The 21,411-nt window shown below is 71.3% G+C and carries 15 protein-coding genes and 1 pseudogene; 7 read left to right on the top strand and 9 right to left on the bottom strand.

The genetic code is table 11. The features are described 5' to 3' along the window. Positions 1-485 precede the first annotated feature (485 nt). The 5 genes and pseudogenes from Dsi01nite_RS47235 to Dsi01nite_RS47215 form a co-directional block, all read right to left on the bottom strand. Entirely contained in the window at positions 486-1,046 is a 561-nt protein-coding gene (locus Dsi01nite_RS47235) for a DUF4240 domain-containing protein (RefSeq protein ID WP_203853020.1), read from the bottom strand. Between the two features lie 248 nt (positions 1,047-1,294). Then, positions 1,295-1,705, bottom strand: a pseudogene (locus Dsi01nite_RS47230) (site-specific integrase); the annotation flags it as partial. A 282-nt stretch (positions 1,706-1,987) separates the two neighbouring features. Continuing rightward, a complete protein-coding gene (locus Dsi01nite_RS47225) occupies positions 1,988-3,436 on the bottom strand; it encodes a DUF8189 domain-containing protein (RefSeq protein WP_203853018.1) in 1,449 nt (482 codons plus the stop codon). 43 nt (positions 3,437-3,479) lie between these two features. Then, on the bottom strand, positions 3,480-3,965 hold the full coding sequence (locus Dsi01nite_RS47220) for a hypothetical protein (RefSeq protein WP_203853017.1): 486 nt from the start codon (positions 3,963-3,965) through the stop codon (positions 3,480-3,482). Positions 3,966-4,120: 155 nt separating this feature from the next. Further along, entirely contained in the window at positions 4,121-4,342 is a 222-nt protein-coding gene (locus Dsi01nite_RS47215; protein WP_203853016.1) for a hypothetical protein, read from the bottom strand. Between the two features lie 368 nt (positions 4,343-4,710). On the opposite strand from Dsi01nite_RS47215, the gene Dsi01nite_RS47210 reads away from it, so the two are divergent. Further along, complete coding sequence (locus tag Dsi01nite_RS47210) at positions 4,711-5,685, top strand: helix-turn-helix transcriptional regulator (RefSeq protein WP_203853031.1); 975 nt, start codon at positions 4,711-4,713, stop codon at positions 5,683-5,685. A gap of 72 nt (positions 5,686-5,757) precedes the next feature. Here the strand turns inward: Dsi01nite_RS47210 and metH are convergent, their stop codons facing one another. Continuing rightward, on the bottom strand, positions 5,758-9,384 hold the full coding sequence (metH, locus tag Dsi01nite_RS47205) for a methionine synthase (protein ID WP_203853015.1): 3,627 nt from the start codon (positions 9,382-9,384) through the stop codon (positions 5,758-5,760). 135 nt (positions 9,385-9,519) lie between these two features. Here metH and Dsi01nite_RS47200 point away from each other — a divergent pair, with 135 nt between their 5' ends. The 3 genes from Dsi01nite_RS47200 to Dsi01nite_RS47190 all read left to right on the top strand — a co-directional run bounded on the left by Dsi01nite_RS47200 (position 9,520) and on the right by Dsi01nite_RS47190 (position 13,158). Then, on the top strand, positions 9,520-10,959 hold the full coding sequence (locus Dsi01nite_RS47200) for a glycine hydroxymethyltransferase (RefSeq protein WP_203853014.1): 1,440 nt from the start codon (positions 9,520-9,522) through the stop codon (positions 10,957-10,959). A 70-nt stretch (positions 10,960-11,029) separates the two neighbouring features. Then, positions 11,030-11,824 carry an aspartate/glutamate racemase family protein gene (locus Dsi01nite_RS47195; RefSeq protein ID WP_203853013.1) on the top strand — a complete coding sequence of 265 codons (795 nt, stop codon included), beginning with the start codon at positions 11,030-11,032 and terminating at the stop codon, positions 11,822-11,824. Then, complete coding sequence (locus tag Dsi01nite_RS47190) at positions 11,821-13,158, top strand: MFS transporter (protein ID WP_203853012.1); 1,338 nt, start codon at positions 11,821-11,823, stop codon at positions 13,156-13,158. The genes Dsi01nite_RS47195 and Dsi01nite_RS47190 overlap by 4 nt, the downstream gene beginning before the upstream one ends. On the opposite strand, the gene Dsi01nite_RS47185 is transcribed toward Dsi01nite_RS47190, so the two are convergent. Then, positions 13,103-14,278 carry an FAD-dependent monooxygenase gene (locus Dsi01nite_RS47185; RefSeq protein WP_203853011.1) on the bottom strand — a complete coding sequence of 392 codons (1,176 nt, stop codon included), beginning with the start codon at positions 14,276-14,278 and terminating at the stop codon, positions 13,103-13,105. The two genes, Dsi01nite_RS47190 and Dsi01nite_RS47185, sit on opposite strands and share 56 nt — an antisense overlap. An 85-nt stretch (positions 14,279-14,363) precedes the next feature. Between Dsi01nite_RS47185 and Dsi01nite_RS47180 the strand changes: the two genes are divergently transcribed. Both Dsi01nite_RS47180 and Dsi01nite_RS47175 read left to right on the top strand, forming a co-directional pair. Further along, positions 14,364-15,632 carry a DUF2786 domain-containing protein gene (locus tag Dsi01nite_RS47180; RefSeq protein WP_203853010.1) on the top strand — a complete coding sequence of 423 codons (1,269 nt, stop codon included), beginning with the start codon at positions 14,364-14,366 and terminating at the stop codon, positions 15,630-15,632. 110 nt (positions 15,633-15,742) lie between these two features. Then, complete coding sequence (locus tag Dsi01nite_RS47175; RefSeq protein WP_239136789.1) at positions 15,743-16,309, top strand: hypothetical protein; 567 nt, start codon at positions 15,743-15,745, stop codon at positions 16,307-16,309. On the opposite strand, the gene Dsi01nite_RS47170 is transcribed toward Dsi01nite_RS47175, so the two are convergent. Next, positions 16,277-16,969, bottom strand: coding sequence for a DUF998 domain-containing protein (locus Dsi01nite_RS47170; RefSeq protein WP_203853008.1), 693 nt, complete (start codon positions 16,967-16,969; stop codon positions 16,277-16,279). The genes Dsi01nite_RS47175 and Dsi01nite_RS47170 overlap by 33 nt on opposite strands. Positions 16,970-17,144: 175 nt before the next feature. Here Dsi01nite_RS47170 and Dsi01nite_RS47165 point away from each other — a divergent pair, with 175 nt between their 5' ends. Further along, the gene (locus Dsi01nite_RS47165; protein ID WP_203853007.1) at positions 17,145-18,281 is read left to right on the top strand and encodes a glycosyltransferase; all 1,137 of its coding nucleotides are present in this window, start codon (positions 17,145-17,147) and stop codon (positions 18,279-18,281) included. Here the strand turns inward: Dsi01nite_RS47165 and Dsi01nite_RS47160 are convergent. Further along, entirely contained in the window at positions 18,166-21,390 is a 3,225-nt protein-coding gene (locus tag Dsi01nite_RS47160) for a hypothetical protein (RefSeq protein WP_239136787.1), read from the bottom strand. The two genes, Dsi01nite_RS47165 and Dsi01nite_RS47160, sit on opposite strands and share 116 nt — an antisense overlap. Between the last annotated feature and the right edge of the window lie 21 nt (positions 21,391-21,411).

The raw sequence follows: 21,411 nt of genomic DNA, 5'->3' as shown, positions 1-21,411 counted from the left end.
CCCTGCGCGCCCGCCACAACCTTGATCACATCCGCAAAACGGAATCATCTTTGTAGGGGTAGTGCTGGGTGTCCCTCGTGTCCCGAATTACCTTCTAGCTGCATATATACCGGGGACACATTGATCACGAGTAACCCTGAACGCCCACCAACCGAAAAGCGCTGGAACAGAGGGTTCGGCAACCCCCTCTGTTCCAGTCATTCCAGGGGGTTAACCGGGGGGTCACTGGGACGAACGGTCACGCACAACCGTGAACACTCGCGGACCTAGAACCCTTGCACCGCAACGGGTTTCGGCACTTGACGCGCGGCAATCGTGGCGTTCACACCGAAGAGGTCACTGGTTCGATCCCAGTATCGCCCACCGCAGGTCAGAGGCCGTTTCCGCCAGTCGGAAACGGCCTCTTTCGTACTCCTGGATGACTAAGTGCGTGACTACGGGCTGATGGCGGTGAGAGCCAACAGCCGCCAAGTTGAGCTACCGGGTTAATCCCACATCCGGCCCCCGAACATGGCGGTCAGCCGGGGCAGCGCCTCATTCGGGTCGCGGTCGCCCGCCTCCCGGTCCTGGTGCGGCGTGGTGTCTCGGACGTCGCGGGCCCTTAGCGCGTCGTAGATCTGGCCCGGATCCAGTTCACGCCGCTCGTACTCGTGGACGGCGGCGAACTCGAGTTTCTCGAACCAGGGGTACTCCTCGTTCGTCCAGTCTCGCGGATGCCGTTCGGCCAGCCGTTGCACCTCAGGTTCGTCAGCCAGCAGGTCTGGGTCGTCAGCCACTCGGTCCAGGGTTTTTCGTCCTAGGCCGACCAGCCACGCTTGAAAACGGCAGAAACTGTCGTCGCCGCAGCCGCACAGGATCAGAGTGGCGGCCTCGCCCATCAAGTCGCCGTCCACCCGGCTCATCTGCTCGTCGAGGTAATCCTGGAAGTCGAGCAGATCCTCCACGCTCAACTCGGCCAGTGCTCTCTCGATCCGCTCACCCCGCTCAATGGGATCGGTGCCCCGCCCCGAGCCTTCGATAATCGCCCAGAACCCGTCGATGTCCATGCCGCCCCCGTCCCAGATCGCATGATCATAAGCTTCGCCACCGGCGCTCACGGATGCGCGGGCTCCCGCCCGGCATTGCATCGCTGGCCAACTTCAAACGGACGCGGCCATGTCGATGGTCAACTTCGATCGGACTGGCCATCTTTCGACGGATGGACTCTACGTCTACGCCGCATGCAATTCGTGGCAGAACCGTTGGCGAAGTGGCGGGGTACCGCCGCATGGTTGCGATACCCCGCCAGCTGGGGTCAGTGCTTAGGCTCGAAGATTCGATCCATCGCAACAGCGCCGTTCAACAGGATCGGGCGCAGCTGGTGGCGGTAGACCTTCTCCGTGACGGTCGTGCCGGCGTGGCCGACCAGGTCGGCGATCTCGCCGAGGCTCATGCCGCTGTCGGAGAGCAGCGACACGAAGCTGTGCCGCAGCTCCCGGGGCGTCCACTCCTTCTGGTTCAGCCCCGCCAGCTTGACCACCCGGCGGAACGCCCGCCGGACGTTCGCCGCGTCGAGTGCGGTGCCGACCTGACTGGTGAAGACCAGGCCGGTTTCCTGCCAGTCGTCGCCGGCCTTCTCCCGGGCGCGGTCCTGGTCGGCCTTGTGGCTGGTCAGGGCACGCACGCAGAGCGCGGGGAGCGCGAGCGTGCGCCGGGACTTCCTGGTTGGTCCCGGAGCTTCGTCCTAGATCAATATGAGTGCAGGCGGCCACCGCCGAGTGACAAAGTGAGTGACAACAGGCATGAACGGCAGTGGACGCTTACGAACGTCGACGACCGACATTGCAGTTCTACGTCGACGTCATCCTGATCAACTGGGTCCAAAGGTGCCGTTCACACCGAAGAGGTCACTGGTTCGATCCCAGTATCGCCCACCGTAGACGCACAGGTCAGAGGCCAGTCCCGGAAGATCCGGGACTGGCCTTGAGTCGTTTGGTCCGCGGGATGGTCAGTCGAGGTCGTCGATGAGGGCCGGGGTCTCGTGCCAGACGGCGTCGCTCGACATGTAGAGGTGGCGCAGGCGGCCGGTGCTGTCGGTGGTGAAGACCTGCAGGAAGCCGTCGGTGTAGGTGACCGTCGCCGGTGCGGCGGTGGCCCCGGTGGCGATGGCGGGGGTCTCGACCCAGGTGGCGTCGGGCTTCATCCAGAAGTGGCGCAGCTGACCCGAGGCGCCGTTGGCGAAGACCTGGAGCTTGCCGTCGGAGTAGGTGGTCGTTGCCGGGGAGCTGGTCAGGCCGGTGGCGATCGTGGGGGTCTCGTGCCAGACGGCGTCGTTCGTCATGTAGAAGTGGCGCAGCTGGCCCGACGTGCCGGTCGCGAAGAGCTGGAGGTTGCCGTCGGAGTACATGGTCGTGGCCGGCGCGCCGCTGATCCCGGTGGCGATCGCGGGGGTCTCGATCCAGGTGGCGTCGGGCTTCATCCAGAAGTGGCGCAACTGACCCGACGTGCCGGTCGCGAAGACCTGGAGGTTGCCGTCGGAGTACGTGGTCGCGGTCGGCGCGCTGCTGATCCCGGTGGCGATCGGCGGGGTCTCGTGCCAGACGGCGTCGCCCGTCATGTAGAAGTGCCGGAGGTCGCCGTTCGTGCCCTTCACGAACACCTGGAGATTGCCGTCGGAGTACATGGTCGTGGCCGGTGCGCCGGTCACGCCGGTGGCGATCGGCGGGGTCTCGTGCCAGATGCCGTCGTTCGTCATGTAGAGGTGCCGCAGGACCCCACGGGCGTCGGTGGCGAAGACCTGCAGATAGCCGTCGCTATAGATCGAGGTCCCGAGGCCGATGTCGGTCGTGGTCGCGTCGGCGGTGATCCGGTCGTACCGGATGGGCGAGTAGTTCTGCAGGTCCGACCAGGAGTTCTTGCCCAGGTTGCCGAAGCTGCTGTTGGCGTAGGGGTTCTGGACCGTCTCGCCGTCGCTGTTGAACGAGTAGACGTAGGCGCCCTGGCCGTGGTTGGCCGTGTTGACCCACTTGACGAAGAGCTCGATGTGGCCGGACTTCACCATGGCGTCGCCGGGCTGGAAGCCGTCGAGGCCGCCGGGCACCCCCGTCCACGGATGGGTCGAGTCATGAGCGTGCTGGAAGTCCCCGGTCACGTAGCTGTTGGACAGGTGCCAGGCCATCGAGACGAGGCCCGAGCAGTCCCGCCGGTAGGTCTTGCCGTAGCCGTCGTTGGCCCAGGTGCCGGTCTGCGTGTAGGTGACGTGCTGGTCCACCCAGTACTGCGAGCGGGACAGCGTCTCGGACCGTGCGATCGTGCCGTTGATGGCGGAGGCGTTCGCCGCGGCCGGCGTGGTGAGCAGCACGGCGGCGGAGCCGAGGCCGCCGGCCAGGCTGATGGAGAGCGCGGCGTTCAGGGCTCGCCGCATCGCGATCCGTCGAATCGAACGAGGAATGGTCATGGTCGTTTCCTTTCAGAGGCTGTTCGAAGAGGGGTTGGTGGGGCTATTCGAATGCGGAGCAGGCTTCGATGAGTTGCGGCTTCGCGTCGCCGCAGTCGATCGACAATCCGTGCGCGAGGACCTGCCAGCGGTTCTCCACGAATTGCAGGAAGAACTGGTCACCGTTGTCGTGTTCGTCGCCGGCGTACAGCCGGGCGAAGGTGTCGACGCAGTTGTAGACCTCGACCTTGGTGAAACCGCCGGGCGGTCCACCGGACTGGCTGCGGACGAAGGCGAGCAGAGCGGCCGGCGTGCAGGCCTGTGCAAAGGTGGACGGAACCGGCTTTTTGACCGGCTTGGTGGTTTCGGTAACGGCGGCTGTCGGTGTACCCGGGAGCCCGGACCGTGGCGATCCCGTGCTTTTGCCGGCGGGCGATCCGGCGGCCGATGACCCAGCAGCCGGTGATCCAGCAGCCGGTGATCCAGCAGCCGGTGATCCAGCGGACGGCACTGCGGCGATGGGGCTCTGGCCGAGCGGGGCGTGCGCCACGGCCGGGGTCTTGGCGGCCGGCGCCGCGGTGGTGGGCGCTCCGCCGGACGCCGAGCATCCAGTCAGGGTGGCCAGGCCGGCCAGGGCCAGCGTGGCGAGGGCGGTTCCGGCGAGCGATCGCACCGGTGTCTCCTTTCGGTAGTTGAGCGGCGGTGTCACAGCTGGTCGCGGACTCCGAAGCCGCGCAGTTGCGGGTTGTTCGTGATCGCCCGGCGGCAGAAGTGCTGGACCGCCGTCTGCGCCTCGGTGGCCGACTCGGCGTTGACGAACAGCGCGACGCGGAAGCCTTCCGGCCCGGCCCGGGCGCGGATGTGTTCGATGCGATCCGCCTGCAGGACCTGCAACCAGAGGAGTTCGGCGATCAGGTCCGGTTCCATTTCGGGCGGCTCCGTGTGCTCGAGAGAAAACGTCAGGAGATACATCCAGGAATCACCACCCGAATCCGTTCTCAAGGATCTCGACAACCAGGCCATCGATGTCAGTGAATGCGTACATGACAGACTCCATCCCCGTGAGGTATTCCTGTTTCGTTTTCCGAAGGATCGGCTTTCGTTTCCCGCCGGATCGGCGTGTTCCTTGCTGAGCACAACTCTGCTCGACCGCGGCCGGGAAGTCACCAGTTCCGGCCTGGCACCAAGGTGCGTGGCATTTTGCTGCCAGGTCGACAAAGGGCACCCGACGGGCCTTGTCCAGGCATCGACCGATCGCCATACTGGGTGGCCTGGCATGGATCATGGGGGATGAATTGCTGGAGCTATTGGGGCTTTCAACCGTCGCGGAAGCCGTATATCGGGCGATGCTGGCCAACCCGAAGCTGGACGTCGGTCAACTGGCACAGGAGACCCGTCTCACCGAGCGGCAGGTGCGCGCGGCACTGGACGATCTCGCCGACCTCGCCCTGCTCAACCCGTCCGCACGGGGCGACGGCGCGGTGCGGGTGGTCAGCCCGGAGGTGGGCCTGGCGGCACTGCTCGCCAGGGCCGAGGCGGAGGCCGCCGAGCGGCAACGGCAGATCGAGGTGACCCGCGCCGCGATCACGGCCATCGCCGTGGAACGCGCCGGCAGCCGGGCCGACCGGTCGTTGATCCGCCTCGACGGTGTCGACGCGGTCCGCGCCCGGATGGAGCAGCTCGCGACGAGCGCGACGAGCGAGTGCCTGTCCATGAACGCGGGTGCGGCGGACCGGCCCGACTCACGCACGGCCAGCGCACCGCTCAACCAGCGGGCGCTCGAGCGTGGCGTCGCCATCCGCGCGATCTGCCGGGAGAGTTTCCGCAACGACGTGGACACCCTGGCCGCGGCACGGTGGCTGGTCGGCCTCGGCGGTCAGATGCGCACGGTGCCGACCCTGCCGATGCCGATGGTGATCGTGGACCGGCAGGTGGCGATCCTGCCCCTCAACCCGCACGACGCGGCCGACGGCGCCATCGAGGTGGACAATCCAGGCGTGCTGGCCGCGACCTGCGCGCTGTTCGAGCACATCTGGGCCACCGGCACGCCGTTCGGGGACGACGCCGCGACCGACGCGAACGGCTGCCTGCCGCAGGAGCAGGCCCTGATCGCGATCATCGCCGCCGGCCACACCGATGAGCACGCCGCCCGCAAGCTGGGCGTGTCACTGCGCACCGTGCGCCGGATGATGTCCGAGCTGATGGACCGACTGGGTGCGGAGAGCCGCTTCCAGGCCGGTGTGGCGGCCGCCAAGCAGGGCTGGATCTGAGACGACGACCGGGCCCGGGCCGCGGGTGCGGCCCAGGCCCGGGGGCGACGGTGTTCAGGTGGTGCGGATGGCTCAGGTGGGGTCGTAGGCGAGGTTGGGGCGCAGCCAGCGTTCGATCTCCTCGACCGGCAGGCCGCGGCGGGTCGCGTAGTCCTCGACCTGGTCGCGGTTGATGCGGCCGACCGTGAAGTACCGCGAGTCCGGGTGGGCGAAGATCAGGCCGCTGACGGCCGCCGCCGGGGTCATCGCGAACGACTCGGTCAGGTCGAGGCCGAGCTTGTCGGCCTCGAGGAGGTCGAACAGGGCCTGCTTGAGGGAGTGGTCGGGGCTGGCGGGGTAGCCCAGGGCCGGGCGGATGCCGCGGAACCGCTCCGCGTGCAGGTCCTCCAGGGCCGGGGTGGCGTCGGGCTCGAACCAGGCCCGGCGGGCCTCGAGGTGGATGTACTCGGCGAACGCCTCGGCGAGCCGGTCCGCGAGGGCCTTGACCATGATGGCGCGGTAGTCGTCGTTGTCGGCCTCGTAGCGGGCGGCGAGCTCCTCCGCGCCGTGGACGGCGACCGCGAACCCGCCCAGGTGATCCCCGGAGCCGGCGGGTGCGATGTAGTCCGCGAGGCAGCGGTTCGGGCGGCCGTCGGGCTTCTCGGTCTGCTGGCGCAGCATCGGGAACGTGACACCGTTGTCCAGGACGATGTCGTCGCCGGTCGACGCCGCGGGCCAGAAGCCGTAGGCGCCACGGGCGGTCAGGGAGCCATTGGCGATGATCTCGTCGAGCAGGGTGTTGCCCTCGGCGAAGAGCTCGGCGGCGACCGGCTGGTCCAGGATCGCCGGGTACTTGCCCTTCAGCTCCCAGGCCAGGAAGAAGAACTGCCAGTCGATCATCTCGCGGAGCGTCTGCAACGGCGGCTCGACGATCCGTACACCGGTGAAGTCCGGCACCGGCACGTCCGCGAAGGACACGTCCGAGGCGTTGGCCCGGGCCTGCGCGAGGGTGAGCAGGGCGGTGTGCCGGCGCTCGGCGTGCTGGCGGCGCAGGCGCTCCTGCTCGTCGCGGTTGTCGGCGGTGAGCTGCTCCACCCGGTTCGCGTCCAGCAGGCCGGCGACGACCCCGACGACCCGGGAGGCGTCCTGCACGTGGACGGTGTTGCCCTCGTACGCCGGAGCCACCCGCACCGCCGTGTGCTGCCGCGACGTGGTGGCGCCACCGATGAGCAGGGGCAGCTTCAGGCCGCGGCGCTGCATCTCGGCGGCGACCGCGACCATCTCGTCCAGCGACGGGGTGATGAGGCCGGACAGGCCGATCGCGTCGGCGCCCTCCGCGACCGCGGTGTCGAGGATCTTCGCGGCGGGAACCATGACGCCGAGGTCGATGACCTCGTAGTTGTTGCAGCCGAGGACGACGCCGACGATGTTCTTGCCGATGTCGTGCACGTCGCCCTTGACGGTCGCCATGACGACCTTGCCCTGGCCGCTGCGGCCGCTCTGCACGGTGCCCGCGGCGCGGGCGGCCTCCTTCTCGGCCTCCATGTACGGCTCGAGGTACGCCACGGACCGCTTCATCACGCGGGCGCTCTTGACCACCTGCGGCAGGAACATCTTGCCGGAGCCGAACAGGTCGCCGACGACCTTCATGCCGTCCATCAGCGGACCCTCGATCACCTCCAGGGGACGCTTCGCCTCCAGGCGCGCCTCCTCGGTGTCCGCCTCGATGAAGTCGACGATCCCGTGCACCAGGGCGTGGGACAGCCGCTCGCGGACCGGGGCCTCCCGCCACGACAGGTCCACGACCCGCTGGGTGCCGGAGCCGCTGACGGTGCCGGCGAACGTGACGAGCCGGTCGGTCGCGTCCTCACGCCGGTCGAAGATCACGTCCTCGACGAGCTCGAGCAGGTCGGCGGGGATGTCCGCGTACACGGCGAGCTGGCCGGCGTTGACGATGCCCATGTCGAGGCCCGCGCGGACCGCGTGCAGCAGGAACGCCGAGTGCATCGCCTCGCGCACCACGTCGTTGCCGCGGAAGGAGAACGACAGGTTGGAGATGCCGCCGCTGGTGCGCACGCCGGGGCAGCGCTGCTTGATCAGCGGCAGCGCGTCGATGAACGCCTTGGCGTAGCCGTTGTGCTCCGAGATGCCGGTGGCGACGGCGAGGACGTTCGGGTCGAAGATGATGTCCTCGGGTGCGAAGCCCGCGCGGTCGACCAGCAGGTCATACGCCCGGCCGCAGATGTCCACCTTGCGTTGCGTCGTGTCGGCCTGGCCGAGCTCGTCGAAGGCCATCACGACGACGCCGGCGCCGTAGGAGCGGATGATCCGGGCCTGCTCCAGGAACGGCTCCTCACCCTCCTTGAGGCTGATCGAGTTGACGACGCCCTTGCCCTGCACGCACTTGAGGCCGGCTTCGAGGACGCTCCAGCGCGAGCTGTCGATCATGATCGGGATTCGGGCGACCTCGGGCTCGGTGGCGATGAGGTTCAGGAACGTGGTCATCGCCTGCTCGCTGTCGAGCAGGTCGGCGTCCATGTTGACGTCGAGGAGGTTGGCGCCGCCGCGGACCTGCTCGAGGGCCACGTCGACCGCGCCCTGGTGGTCGTCGGCCTCGATGAGCCGGCGGAACCGCTTCGAACCGGTGACGTTGGTCCGCTCGCCGATCATGACGAAGCCGGTGTCGGGGCCGATCTCGAACGGCTCGAGGCCGCTGAACCTGGTCGCCGGGGCGGGCGCCGGCACGTGGCGCGTCGCCAGCCCCCGGACCGCGTCGGCGATGCTGCCGATGTGGGCGGGAGTGGTGCCGCAGCAGCCACCGACGACGTTGACCAGGTGGTCGGACACGAAGCCCGCGAGCAGGCTGCCGGTCTCCGCCGGGGTCTGGTCGTAGCCGCCGAACGCGTTGGGCAGGCCGGCGTTCGGGTGCGCGGCGACGTAGGTGCCGGCGAAGCGGGCCAGGTCCGCGACGTGGGGACGCATCTCGGCGGCGCCGAGGGAGCAGTTGACGCCGACGATCAGCGGCCGGGCGTGCTCGACCGAGCGCCAGAACGCCTCGACGGTCTGCCCGGACAGGGTCCGGCCGCTCAGGTCGACGATCGTCACCGAGATCCACAGCGGCAGCTGCGGAGCAACCTCCTGCGCGGCGGCGACGGCGGCCTTCACGTTGAGCGTGTCGAAGATCGTCTCGATGAGCAGCAGGTCGACGCCGCCCTCGGCGAGCGCGCTGATCTGCTCGGCGTAGGTGGCCTTGACCGTGTCGAACGTCACGGCCCGGTAGGACGGGTCGTCGACCTTCGGCGACAGCGACAGGGTGACGTTGAGCGGGCCGACGGAGCCGGCGACGAACCGCGGGCGCTCCGGCGTGGAGAACTCGTCCGCCGCCTGCCGGGCCAGCCGCGCACCCTGCACGTTCATCTCGCGGACCAGCGACTCCAGGCCGTAGTCGGCCTGGGCGATGCTGGTGGCGGTGAACGTGTTGGTGGTGGTGATGTCGGCGCCCGCGGCGAGATACTGCCGGTGCACGTCGAGGATCACGTCGGGCCGGGTGAGGATCAGCAGGTCCGGGTCGCCGGTGACGTCCTGGACGTGGTCCGGGGCGATCAGATCACCGCGATAGTCCTCGGGCGTGAGACCGGCCGCCTGCAGCATGGTTCCCCACGCGCCGTCGAGCACGACCACCCGCTCGTCGAGGAGTTTGCGGAGATCTGCAATCGCCATGGGATCCACCTTCCGTGGGTCAGACGGAAGGCGCCCTTACGGTGAGTGAAACCAGGTCGAGCGTGGCGGATCGTCGATGACCCGTCGCAGCGCCTCTCGCCCCGACCCTGAATTCTAGCCTGTTACCGTGGCGTCATGAACGCCCAGAGTTCGGAATCGGTCGCGGTCAATGCCGCCCTCGACGTGGTCAGGGCCGTCGAGCCACGGATCGCGGACGCCATCGCCCGCGAGCTGACCGCCCAGCGCGAGTCGCTCAAACTCATCGCCAGCGAGAACTACGCCTCCCCCGCCACGCTGCTGGCCATGGGAAACTGGCTCAGCGACAAGTACGCCGAGGGCACCGTCGGCCGCCGCTTCTACGCCGGCTGCCAGCAGGTCGACACCGTCGAGTCGATCGCGGCCGAGCACGCCCGTGAACTGTTCGGTGCGTCACACGCGTACGTCCAACCACATTCTGGGATCGACGCGAACCTGGTCGCTTTCTGGGCGGTTCTGGCGCAGCGGGTCGAGGCACCGTTCCTGCGCGAGAAGTCGGTCCGCCAGGTCAACGACCTCACCGAGAGTGACTGGGCGCAGCTCCGCCACGACTTCGGCGACCAGCGCATGCTCGGCATGGCCCTGGACGCCGGCGGCCACCTGACCCACGGCTTCCGGCCGAACATCTCCGGCAAGATGTTCCACCAGCGCAGCTACGGCACCAACCCGACGACGGGCCTGCTGGACTACGACGCGCTGCGCGAGACCGCCCGCGAGTTCCGCCCGATGATCATCGTCGGCGGCTACTCGGCCTACCCCCGCAAGGTGAACTTCGCGACGCTGCGGGAGATCGCCGACGAGGTCGGCGCGACCCTCATGGTCGACATGGCGCACTTCGCCGGGCTCGTCGCCGGCAAGGTCTTCACCGGCGACTTCGACCCCGTGCCGCACGCCCACATCGTCACCACCACGACCCACAAGACCCTGCGCGGCCCCCGCGGCGGCATGGTCCTGTGCCAGCCGGAGCTCGCCGACCAGGTCGACCGCGGCTGCCCGATGGTGCTCGGCGGTCCCCTGCCGCACGTCATGGCCGCCAAGGCGGTCGCCCTGGCAGAGGCCCGCACCGCGTCGTTCCGCGACTACGCGCAGCGGGTCGTCGACAACGCCGCCGCGCTCGCCGAGGGGCTGCAGCGCCGCGGCGTGCGCCTCGTCACCGGCGGCACCGAGAACCACCTGGTGCTCATCGACGCCTCCCAGCTGGGCGGCGCCGCCACCGGCCTCACCGGCCGGCAGGCCGAGGCGGCGCTGCTGGACGCCGGCATCGTCACCAACCGCAACGCGATCCCGCAGGACCCCAACGGCGCCTGGTACACCTCCGGCGTCCGCATCGGCACCCCCGCGCTCACCACCCGTGGCCTGGGCGTCGCCGAGATGGACACGATCGCCGAGCTCATCGCCACCGTGTTGAGCAGCACCCGGCCCGCGGCGGACTCGAAGGCCAAGTACACCCTCGACGAGTCGGTCGCGGCGAAGGTGTCGGGCCAGGCGTCCGACCTGCTCTCCGGCTTCCCGCTGTACCCGGAGATCGCCCTGCACTGAGCCCGCGGTCGCAGCCGTACCCGCCCAGATATCGACGGGCGGGTATGGTTGCGGCCACGGGGGTGGGTGCTTGCTGGGTGTCATCGGTGGCGTCGGTCCGGTCGCCACGATCGAGTTCTACCGGTTGCTCGTCGCGGAGGTCCAGGCCCGCACGGGCGCGTGGCCGGACCTGCTGGTGCACAGCCAGCCGATGCCGATGCGCCTCGTCCACGCGGTCCTCGCCGGCTCCGCCGGTGCGGTTGACAGTGCCGGGAACGTTGACGGTGCCGGGAACGTTGACGGTGCCGGGAACGTTGACGGTGCCGGGAACGACGCCGGCATCGACGCCGAGGTCGACGCGCTGCTCGTCACCGCGCTCGACACCCTCGAACGGGCCGGCTGCGACCTCGTCGCGATGCCGTGCAACACCTTCCACCGGCACCTGCGGCCGCTGCTCGCCGGGCGCAACCTGAAGCTCATCGACATGGTCAACGAGACCATCGACGCCGCCGCCGCCCGCGGCCTGCGCCGCCTGGTGCTGCTCGCCACCGGCACCAGCGTCGACCACGAGGCATACGCGGCGGCCCGGCTGCGCGGCATCGAGATCCTGCGCCCCGCCGACCAGTCCCACGTCGTCGCCCTCGTCGAGCGCTGCGTCGGCACGAGCGGAAGCACTCACCGCGACCCGCTGGACCTCGCGGCCGCGGTCAGCTCGGCGGAGCTGGCGGTGGCGGGGGCGGACGCCGACGGGGTGCTGCTCGGCTGCACCGACCTGACGGTCCTGCGCGACGGGCTGGCCCGGGTCACCCCGGTCGTGGACAGCCTCACCTGCCTCGTCGCCGCGTGCGCCGACGCGCTGACCGACACAGCACCGCCCCGCGCATGAAAGCCGTCGCGGTATGCCTGAGCTTCTTCCTGGTCATGCTCGACAGCACGATCGTGACCGTCGCGCTGCCGTCGATCGGTGGCGGCACCGCGACGCTGCAATGGGTCGTCGACGCGTACACCGTGGTGTTCGCGGCACTCGTCCTCGCCGGCGGTTCGCTCGCCGACCGGTTCGGCGCGCGGCGGGCCTACCGCGCCGGCGTGACGATCTTCACGATCGGCTCGATCATGTGCGCCGGCGGTGGCAGCGGCGCGTGGCTGATCGCCGGGCGGGTCGTGCAGGGCGTCGGCGCGGCCGTGCTCATGCCGAGCTCGCTCGCCCTGATCCGCTCCACCTACCCGGAGCCGGCGGCGCAGGCCCGCATCATCGGCCTGTGGGGCGGCCTCGGCGGGGTCGCGGCCGCCGCCGGCCCGCTGCTCGGCGGCGCGCTGCTCAGCGTGGCCGGCTGGCCCGCGCTGTTCCTGCTCAACGTGCCGTTCGCGGTGCTCGTCCTGGGCGTCAGCGGCGGCCTGGTCGACCCGCCCGTGGTCCCCGGCGCCCGCGTCGACGTCCGCGGCGCCGTCACCTCGACGTGCGGGCTGGCGCTGCTCGTCGCCGGCTGCATCGCCCACCGCGCCGACCTCGCCGTCGCCGGCGCGCTGGTCCTCGGGCTGTTCGTCGCGCTCCAGCGGCGGGTCGCGCAACGTGGCCGCGCGCCGATGCTGCGCCCCGACCTGCTGCGCCACCGCGCGCTGCGGGCGACGGTGATCACGGGGTTCGCCCTGAACTTCGGCTTCTACGGGCAGTTCTTCCTGGTCACGTTGTACCTGCAGCAGCAGCGCCACCTGTCGCCGCTGCTGACCGGGGTCGCCCTGGCCGTGCAGGCCGCCGGCGCCGTCGTCGGGTCCCCGTTCGGCGGCTGGGCCACCCACCGGTCCGGTCCGCGCACGGCGATGCTGATCGGCCTGCTCACCGGCGCCGCCGGGTTCGTCGCGCTGGCGCTGTGCGCGGCGGGTCCGCTGCCCGCCGTCCTCGCCGCGCTGTTCGTGATCGGGTTCGGCATCGACACCGCCATGACCGCGGCGACGTCACTGACGCTGCAGGTCGCGCCCGACGGCCACGCCGGGGTGGCGAGCGGGCTGCTCAACACGATGCGCCAGGTCGGCAGCGCCCTCGGGGTCGCGGTGCTCGGCGCGATCGGCGGCTTCGCGACCGCCGTGCTGATCGCCGCCGGCACCTACCTGGCCGCGGCGGTGCTCGTCGCGCTGCGCACCGCACCACCCGGGATCACCGCACCCGCTACGCCGTCGCTCCCTGCAGTTCCGCGTGGGCGTCGTACTGGTGGATCCAGCTGACCATGTCGGGCAGGTTGGCGAGGCGCTCGTTGCGCGCCTGCGCCTCGGGGCCGTCGGGCACCTGGAAGCACTTCGCGTTGCCGCGGGAGCCGAGCTGCAGCTGCCGGGCGCGGGGCTTGCGGACCGTCTCGTAGGCCGTGAGGGCCGCACCGACGGGCAGATCCGGCTGCCCCAGGAAGTGCGCGAGCACCGCCGCGTCCTCGACGGCCTGGTTGCTGCCCTGCCCGGCGTGCGGCAGCATCGGGTGCGCCGCGTCGCCGAGCAGCGTGACCCGCCCGGTGCTCCACTGCCGCAGCGGCTCCCGGTCGAACAACGCCCAGCGGCCGGTGTCCTCGACGGCGCCGAGCATCGCGAGCACCGTGTCGTTGAAGCCCTCGAACGCGGCGACCGCCTGGCTCGCGTCGCCCTTCGCCGACCACGACTCGTCGGTCCAGGCCTCGTCCCGCGTGTACGCGACGAAGTTGATGAGCTCGCCGCGCCGCACCGGATACACCACCAGGTGACTCACCGGCCCGAGGAAGAACGTCAGCCCCATCCGGTCGCCGCCCGGGACCTTGTCGACCGGGACGAGACCGCGGAAACAGCTCATCCCGGCGAACACCGCCTCATCGGGCCCGGCGACGTGCTGCCGGACGGTCGAGCGGACCCCGTCGGCGCCGATCACCAGGTCGGCGTGCGTGCTGGAGCCGTCGGCGAACGTCACGTCGACGCCGTCGGGCGTCTCGTCGATCGCGACGCAGCGCCTGCCGAGCCGCACCCCGTCACTGCCGAACGCGTCCAGGAGCACCTGCTGCAGGTCGGCCCGGTGCAGGCCGAGGAACGGCGCGCCGAAGCGCCCCGTGTACCAGTCGCCCATCGGGTGCTCGTAGAACAGCTCACCGGTGCGCCACTCGTGGAACTGGATGCGGTGCAGGTCCGAGCCGACCTCCCGCAGCGCCGGGCCGAGACCGAGGCGGTCCATGAGCCGGGTGCCGTTGGCGCCGAGCGACACCCCGGCCCCGATCGCGCCGAACGTGGTCGCCTGGTCGTACACCTCGACCTCGTGGCCCTCGGCCCGCAACGCGATCGCCGCGGTGAGACCACCGATTCCGGATCCGATGACTACGACGCGTGAAGCCATGACACCTTCTCGACTCGTGGCTTGATGTGCGGGCCAGCCGGACAGCGACGGGAGCCTATCAGTGGGCCGCGGGTAGCCTTGCGCAGTGCTTACAGCCTCAGCGGCAGACCAGATCAGGGCGGTGCTCAACGGCAGCGTCGGATACGAGCGTGGCCTCGACACGCTGACCGTCGCGCCCGCCGCGGAGGTCGACCCGGCGCTGTTCGCCGCCCTGCAGTCGGCCTGCAGGCGGCTGTTCGAGCGTGGCTGGCAGCCCGGTGAGCTGCACCGGGTCGTCGGTCGCCGCGGCACCGTGCCGCACACCGTGCTCGTCACCGACGCCGTCGCCGCGCACCTGCGGGGCTTCCGGCCCGCCACGGTCGACCCCCGCTGGCGGGCCCAGGCCGACGCGCTCGGCGCCACCGTCTGGTGGCCGGCCGACAACGTCTACTTCGACCGGCTGCCGGCCCGGTGGCGGGTCGACCGGATCGAGATCCTCGACACGGTCCTGGTGCTGCTCGGCATCCTGCGCACGCTGCCGGCGATCGAGGTGCTGATCCCGGTTCCCGGCACGGCCGTGGCCGCCGCCTCCTCGAAGAAGTCCGGCTCGAAGCGGGCCGGCGCCGTCGACGTGCGGATGCTCGACCGGGTGCGCGCGCTGCTGGCGAAGGCCGAGTCGACGACGTACCCGGCCGAGGCGGAGACCTACACCGCGAAGGCCCAGGAGCTCGTCGCCCGGCACAGCATCGACGAGGCGCTGCTCGTCGCCCGGAGCGGGGCCGACGGCGCCCCGTCGACGGTCGTGCCGTTCGCGCGCCGGATCGGCGTCGACCACCCGTATGAGAGCGAGAAGGCCTCCCTCCTCGACGCCGTCGCCCGCGCGAACCGCTGCCACGCGGTGTGGTCGCCGGAGCTCGGGTTCGCGACCGTGTTCGGCTTCGACAGCGACATCGACGCCGTCGACCTGCTCCACACGTCCCTGCTCGTGCAGGCGAACCGGGCCATGTCGGCGGCCGAACCCCTGGGCGTGCAGGCGAACGGCAAGGCGGGACGCGCCCGGCTGAAGACGTTCCGCCAGTCGTTCCTCGTCGGGTTCGCGGTCCGCATCGGCGAGCGGCTCACCCGGGCGAGCGAGGCCGCGGTCGCGGAGGCCGCGGCCGGCGCCGGACCGGGCGAGGGTCCGGCGACCGCCGCGCCGCAGGATCTGCTCCCGGTGCTCGCCGCCCGCGACGCGCAGGTCCGCGAGACGATGGAGCGCGTGTTCCCCCGCACCGTGCGCGGCCGCGGCACCCGCGTCGACAGCGACGAGGGCTGGGACTCCGGCCGCGCCGCCGCCGACCGCGTCGCGCTGCATCAGGAGCCGCGTCAGGGCTAGCCCCCGACCCTGAGAGAACGCTCAGGGTCGGCCCATCGGGGTGCCGTCCGGGCTCCGCCCTGATGCCGGTGCGCATCGGCGGTTGCGAGTCTGCACGTATGACTCGCCACGTGACTCCCGCCGCTTCCCCGCTGACGTCCCCGCTGGTCCGGCTCGGCGCGCCCGTCCTGCTGTTCGTCTACGGCACGCTGCGGCTCATCGACGGCCGCGACGGCCACCACGACAAGGACGGCGCCCTGTGGAACGTCGGCCACGTCTGCTTCCTCATATCGTTCGTGCTGCTGGGGGTGCTGACCGTGCACGGGTACCGGGCCCTGCGCCCGGCACCCGCCACACCCGTCCGCCGAGGCGTTGCCCTGGCCGCGACGGCCGCTGGGGTGTTCGGCGCCGCCTGTTTCCTGTGGGTGATCGTCGGGGACCTGTTCCCGTCGTTCCCCGCGCTGCCCGACGGCCTGCAGATCGCCGGTCCCGCCCTGTTCCAGGTGGGCCTGCTCGCCCTGCTGGTGCTGCTGGTGCTCGCGCGGCTGATTCCGGTGTGGAGCCCGGTCCTCGTGGTGGCGGCGTTCGCGGCGATCGGCGTGAACCTCGACCTGATCCCGGTCGCCGCCGTCCTGCTGTTCGCCGGGCTGCTGCTCCTGGGACGCTCACCGCGCGCCGTGACCAGCCCCGCGCTGTAGCACCGTGAGGGCGGCGGCGATCCAGTTCCAGGCCACGGCGACACCCAGGAACAGCGTGAGCGCGCCGCCCTGACCGCCGGTCATCGCCCAGCCGAGACCGAGCGCGAACAGCACCCCGGCGACCCGCCCCGACCCCGCCCAGCCGCGCCGGCCTGCCTGAGCCGCGCTGCCGAACCTCGCGGCCAGCACGAAGCACAGCGCGATCATCGAGAAGAACGACAGGCTGCCGCCGACGTTGTGCAGGATCATGTGGCCGCTCATCGTGGTCAGGCGACCGGCCGGAGTGCCGAGCGGGAACCCGTCGCTCGCGTCCATCCGGAACACCGCCGCGATGAGCAACCCCACCCCGATCAGCGCGAGCAGGATCGGCCCCCACGTGCGCCCCCGGCCGCCCTGGAGCACCCGCCGGGCGCCGGCCGCGCCGGCGACGCTGAGGAGCCCGGTCACCACGAAGCTGGTGGTCTGGACCCAGCCGAGCCCACCGAGCGCGAGCATGCTGACGGGGTGGCGGGTGATGTCGTACCCGTCGCGCGTCGCCGCCTGCACGACGGCGGCCACGGTGAACACGGGCGCGGCGAGGACCGCGGCGGCAACGAGCCTGGTGGAGGCGGTGCTGGTGGGGGCGGTGCTGATGGGGGCGGTGCTGGTGGTGACAGTCATGATCGGAGCCCTTCGGTGTCGTCAGGAGCGCCTCGGATCGTGCGCTCACTGACGCGTCGAGCAGCCGGCCGCGATTTCGACATGAACCGCGCAACGTCTGAACCGCTGAACGTCTGAACCGCTGCCGCCTCGCGTGCGTGCACGGGGTATGCGGATCCTCTTCAGTGCGTGCCCGATGTTCGGTCATGTCAATCCGATGCTGCCGCTGGTCCTCGCCGCCCGGGCCGCCGGCCATGACGTGGTCGTGGCCACCGGCGCCGACATGGTCGGGAGGTTGGCTGGGCAGCTGGGCGGGCAGCTGGGCGGGCACGGCGTCACCACGTGGGCGGTCGGGCCGACGCACCGCGAGGCGGGTGGTGGTCCCGGGACGAACTGGCTCACGTACTTCGCCGACACCGCCCGCTCCCGCGCCGCGGACCTCGTGCCCCTCGCGGTGGACTGGAAGCCGGACCTCGTCGTCTCCGAGGACACCGAACTCTCCGGGCCGGTCGCCGCCGCCGTCACCGGGGCGCGGCACGTCGTGCACGGCATCGGGATCATGCCGCCGATCCAGCTGTGGGGCGCGCTCGGCCCGATCCTCGACGACCTGTTCGCACAGTTCGGCACGAGCGGCGACCACCGTGCGGCGACCTACCTGGAGCTGTGCCCGCCGAGCCTGCGCCGGGCGGCAGGCTCGGTGGCGGGCCCTGCGACAGGCTCGGCGCCAGAGCGGATCTGGCCGGATGCCGTGCCGTTGCGGCCGGTCGCGGGCACCCCGGGGCCCGGCGAGCGCCTGCCGGACGCGGTGGACGCGCTGCCGTTCGAGCGGACGGTCCACGTCACGCTCGGCACGGTGTTCCACGACAACCGCAACGTGCTGCACACCGCGATCGCGGCGCTGTCGGCGCTGTCGGCGCTGCCGGTGAACGTGGTCGCGACGGTCGGACCGGACGTCGACCCCGCCGGGTTCGGGCGGCAGCCGGCGCACGTGCTGCTCGCCCCGTACCTGCCGCACACGCTGCTGCTGCCCCGCTGCGCGGCGGTCGTGTCGCAGGGCGGCGCCGGGATCATGTTCGGCGCGTTCACCAACGGCCTGCCGCACCTGGTGCTGCCGCAGGGCGGCGACCAGTTCATGAACGCCGAGGCGATCGAGCTCGCGGGCGCCGGCCTGGCCCTGCACCCGGCCGAGGTGACCGGGGCCACGGTCACCGACGGGGTCACCCGGCTGCTGGAGGAGGACTCGTTCGCGACGGCTGCGGCGGCGGTACGCGCCGAGCTCGCCGCCATGCCCGACGCGGCGACGGTGCTGAACACGCTCCACCGAGCGCCATGAGCAGCAGCCCGGCGACCCCTGCGGCGGCGGGCAGGACGGCCGGGATGCCGAGATACACGGTGATCCCCAGGATCCGTGACAGCCCCCACGGCAGCAGCGCCAGCTGGTCGTTCCAGATCGTCAGCGCCCGCTCCAGACCGATCGCGGCGACCAGCCCGCCGAGCAGCGCCAGGGGCACCCCGGCCGCGACGAGCAGCGCCCCCGTCACCCGGCGGCGGCGCAACCCGTAGCGGTCGCGCAGGACGAGACCCGTGGCCACGAACAGCCAGCCGAACGCCGCGAACGCCACGCAGACGTAGCCGGATCTGGCCGTCGGCGCGGTCCAGAACTCCAGCCAGTAGTGCCCCGGCCCGCGCACGGCGAGGACGGCGAGGAGCAGCACGGTCCGCAGCAGCGCCACCCCACCGATCGCCGCCCACAGGTGGAACGGGTCCCGCCGGCCGATCAGCAGCCTGGCCGTGCCGGCGAACAGCAGCCACGCGCCGAGCGTCACGACGAGGTGCGCCGGCGCCGCGAACCAGGTGTGGACGAGCCGGCTCGCGACCAGCGCCACCGCCGGCACGGCGATCACGACGACCCGGTCGGCGCGCGTCGGCGCGCTGCCTGTGCTGCCGCTGCTGCCGCTGCCTGTGCTGCCTGTGCTGCCTGTGCTGCCGTTGCCTGTGCTGCCGCTGCCTGTGCTGCTTAGGTCCGCGAGCCGCCACGGCCGCGTCGCGCCGACCCACAGCGCCCGCAACCCGAGCCGACGCCGGCCGGACCGCAGCGCACCCGTCGCCATCACCGCGACGAGGGCCACGAGCAGCGCCCTGGCCAGCCACGCCATCGCGAGGTCCCGGTCGGCGCGGGCGGCGCCCAGGTCGGCGGCGGTGAAGTTGTACGCCGGCAGGTCCACGTCCCCGCCGTACCGCGTCACGTGCGCGGCGCGGGTGGCCAGGTAACGGCTCTCGGCCTGGCGCCACGCGTCGTAGGCGGCGCGGTCGCCGGTGTCGAGCCACTGCACGTGCCGCAGCACCATGGTCCGGTACGCCCCGAGCGTGCCGAACAGGTCCGCCTCGTAGACGAGGGTGTCGATGAGTCTCGCCCGCAGCACCGGGTCGTGCCAGGTGGCGGGGTCGGTCGCGGCGACCGCGGCCCGCATGCGGCCGGCGAGCTCCACCGCCCGCTCCCCCTCAGCCACCGCGGCATCAACCGCGGCATCGGCATCGACGCCCTGATCGCGGACCACCGCGTAGATGCTGTCGAGGGCGGCCGAGTCGCCGGTGACGATGTCCCACTCGAAGATCCACATCATCGGCGGCGGTTCGAGGCCGAGGGCACGCACGGAACGGTCCGCGTACGCCCCGATGTACAGCCCCTTCGTCACCGCCTCCCGGGACATCGCGAACATCTCGCAGACGGCCGCGACGGTCGCCGGGTCGTTCGAGAACGTCTGCCTGACCCAGTCCGCGGTCAGCTGCGCCGCCGGCGCGTCCGGGTCCTGCGCGAGCCGTCCGAGGGTGTACGCGTTGAGGTCGTACAGCTGCCAGAACCCGGCCCTCAGGTACAGCGTCATCGGTCCGGCCCGCAGCGGTCCGCCGTCCTGCGTCCACGTCCAGATGCCCTCGACGTGCGGGTTGGCGGCGAGGAACCGGCGCAGCGCCTGCTGGTGCAGTCCGGTCAGGTCGTTGGGCAGCGCCCCGAACCCCTCGAACTCGCGCCGGGCCTGGAACTCCACGATCCGCCGCTGCGTGCCACCGGTAAGGGTGCCGTTGAACGGCAGGTGGGAGTAGAAGTCGCCGAGCGTGTACTTCGTCGACACGATGAGGTGCGGGTCGTCGATGCCGCCGAGGACCTCGTCGTAGGACTCCGGGTTGGTGTGCAGGTCGCCGACGGCGCCGACGCCGACGCTCCAGGTGCGGAAGATGAGGTCCTTGTCCGCGGTGCCGGCGACGGACAGCAGCGCCCGCAGCATGGCGCGGACGGCCTCGACGCTGGTGACCGCGATCTTCGACGAGTAGTCCCAGCCGGACTGGGCGTAGACGTCGCCGCCCTCACCGATGCGGACCATCAGGCCGGCGACGAACGGCATCGCCTCGAACAACTCGGTGAGACCCAGCTGGTACACCTGCCAGAACCGGGGGTCCGACAGCCTCGCCCCACCGGTGCTGCCGCCGAACTCCCGTTGCAGGTAGCGTTCCAGCGGCGGCGACACGGCCAGCATGTCGGTGAGCAGGTAGACCCGCATGCCGAGGTCGGCGGCGTGGCGGAACACGGGGCCGAACGCGGCGACGAGCGCCCGCGCGCGGGCGACGTGGTCGTCGCCTTCGGGATAGACGGTGTGCCCGTCGCCGACGAGCGAGAACGTCACGTACTCCAAGAAACCGGGGACGACGACGCCGTTGTAGCCCTGCGCGAGCGAGTGCTCGACGAACTGCCGGAACTGCCCGTCGATCCGGTCGACGGCGGCCCGGTCCACCCACGGCGCGGCGGGCAGCAGGGCCTTGCCGACGATGTCGGTGTTGAGCGAGTAGTCGGTGCCCGCCGCGAACGCGGCCGGGTCGGGCTCCCGGCCGACGGACCCGACGTCGGTGAGCCGCAGACCCAGCCTCGGCGCGACGACGCCTGCGCTGTCACCGGCGCCCGGCTGGGGCAGCACCGCGGTCCCGGAACGGATCCGGTCGGCGACGGCATACAGGCCCGCGGCGGCGCCGCTGACACCGGCGGCCTCGACGACGATCGCCGTGCCGTCACCCCGGAGCCGGTACGCCTCGGCCGGATACGCCGGCGGGTCGAACGGCGCCCCGCCGACGACGACCCGCAGCTGCCCGGCCCCGGACGCCGGGCCGGTGCCAGGCTCCTGGGTGATCGTGGGGCGGGACTGGCCGCGCCGGACGAGCGCGTCGGCGACGGCGGCGGCGGCGAGGGCGAGCCGGGGGTCGTGCTGGACGCTGATCGTGTCGATCCGCGGCGCCGCGACCAGCGGCGTCAACGGCTCGGCGACGGCCCGCTCGGCCGGCACGTCCGCCGGGCTGAACGACAACCCGAGGGCGCCGCCGACGCCCCACGCGACGAGCGCACCGAGCATCAGCAGCACCACGGCTGCCGTCAGCGGGGTCCACGGGCGTCGCATGCGGCACATCGTAGAGCCGGG

The organism is Dactylosporangium siamense (genome assembly GCF_016862795.1).
Classification (GTDB): Bacteria; Actinomycetota; Actinomycetes; order Mycobacteriales; family Micromonosporaceae; genus Dactylosporangium; species Dactylosporangium siamense.
This window is presented reverse-complemented; position numbering and strand designations above follow the sequence as displayed.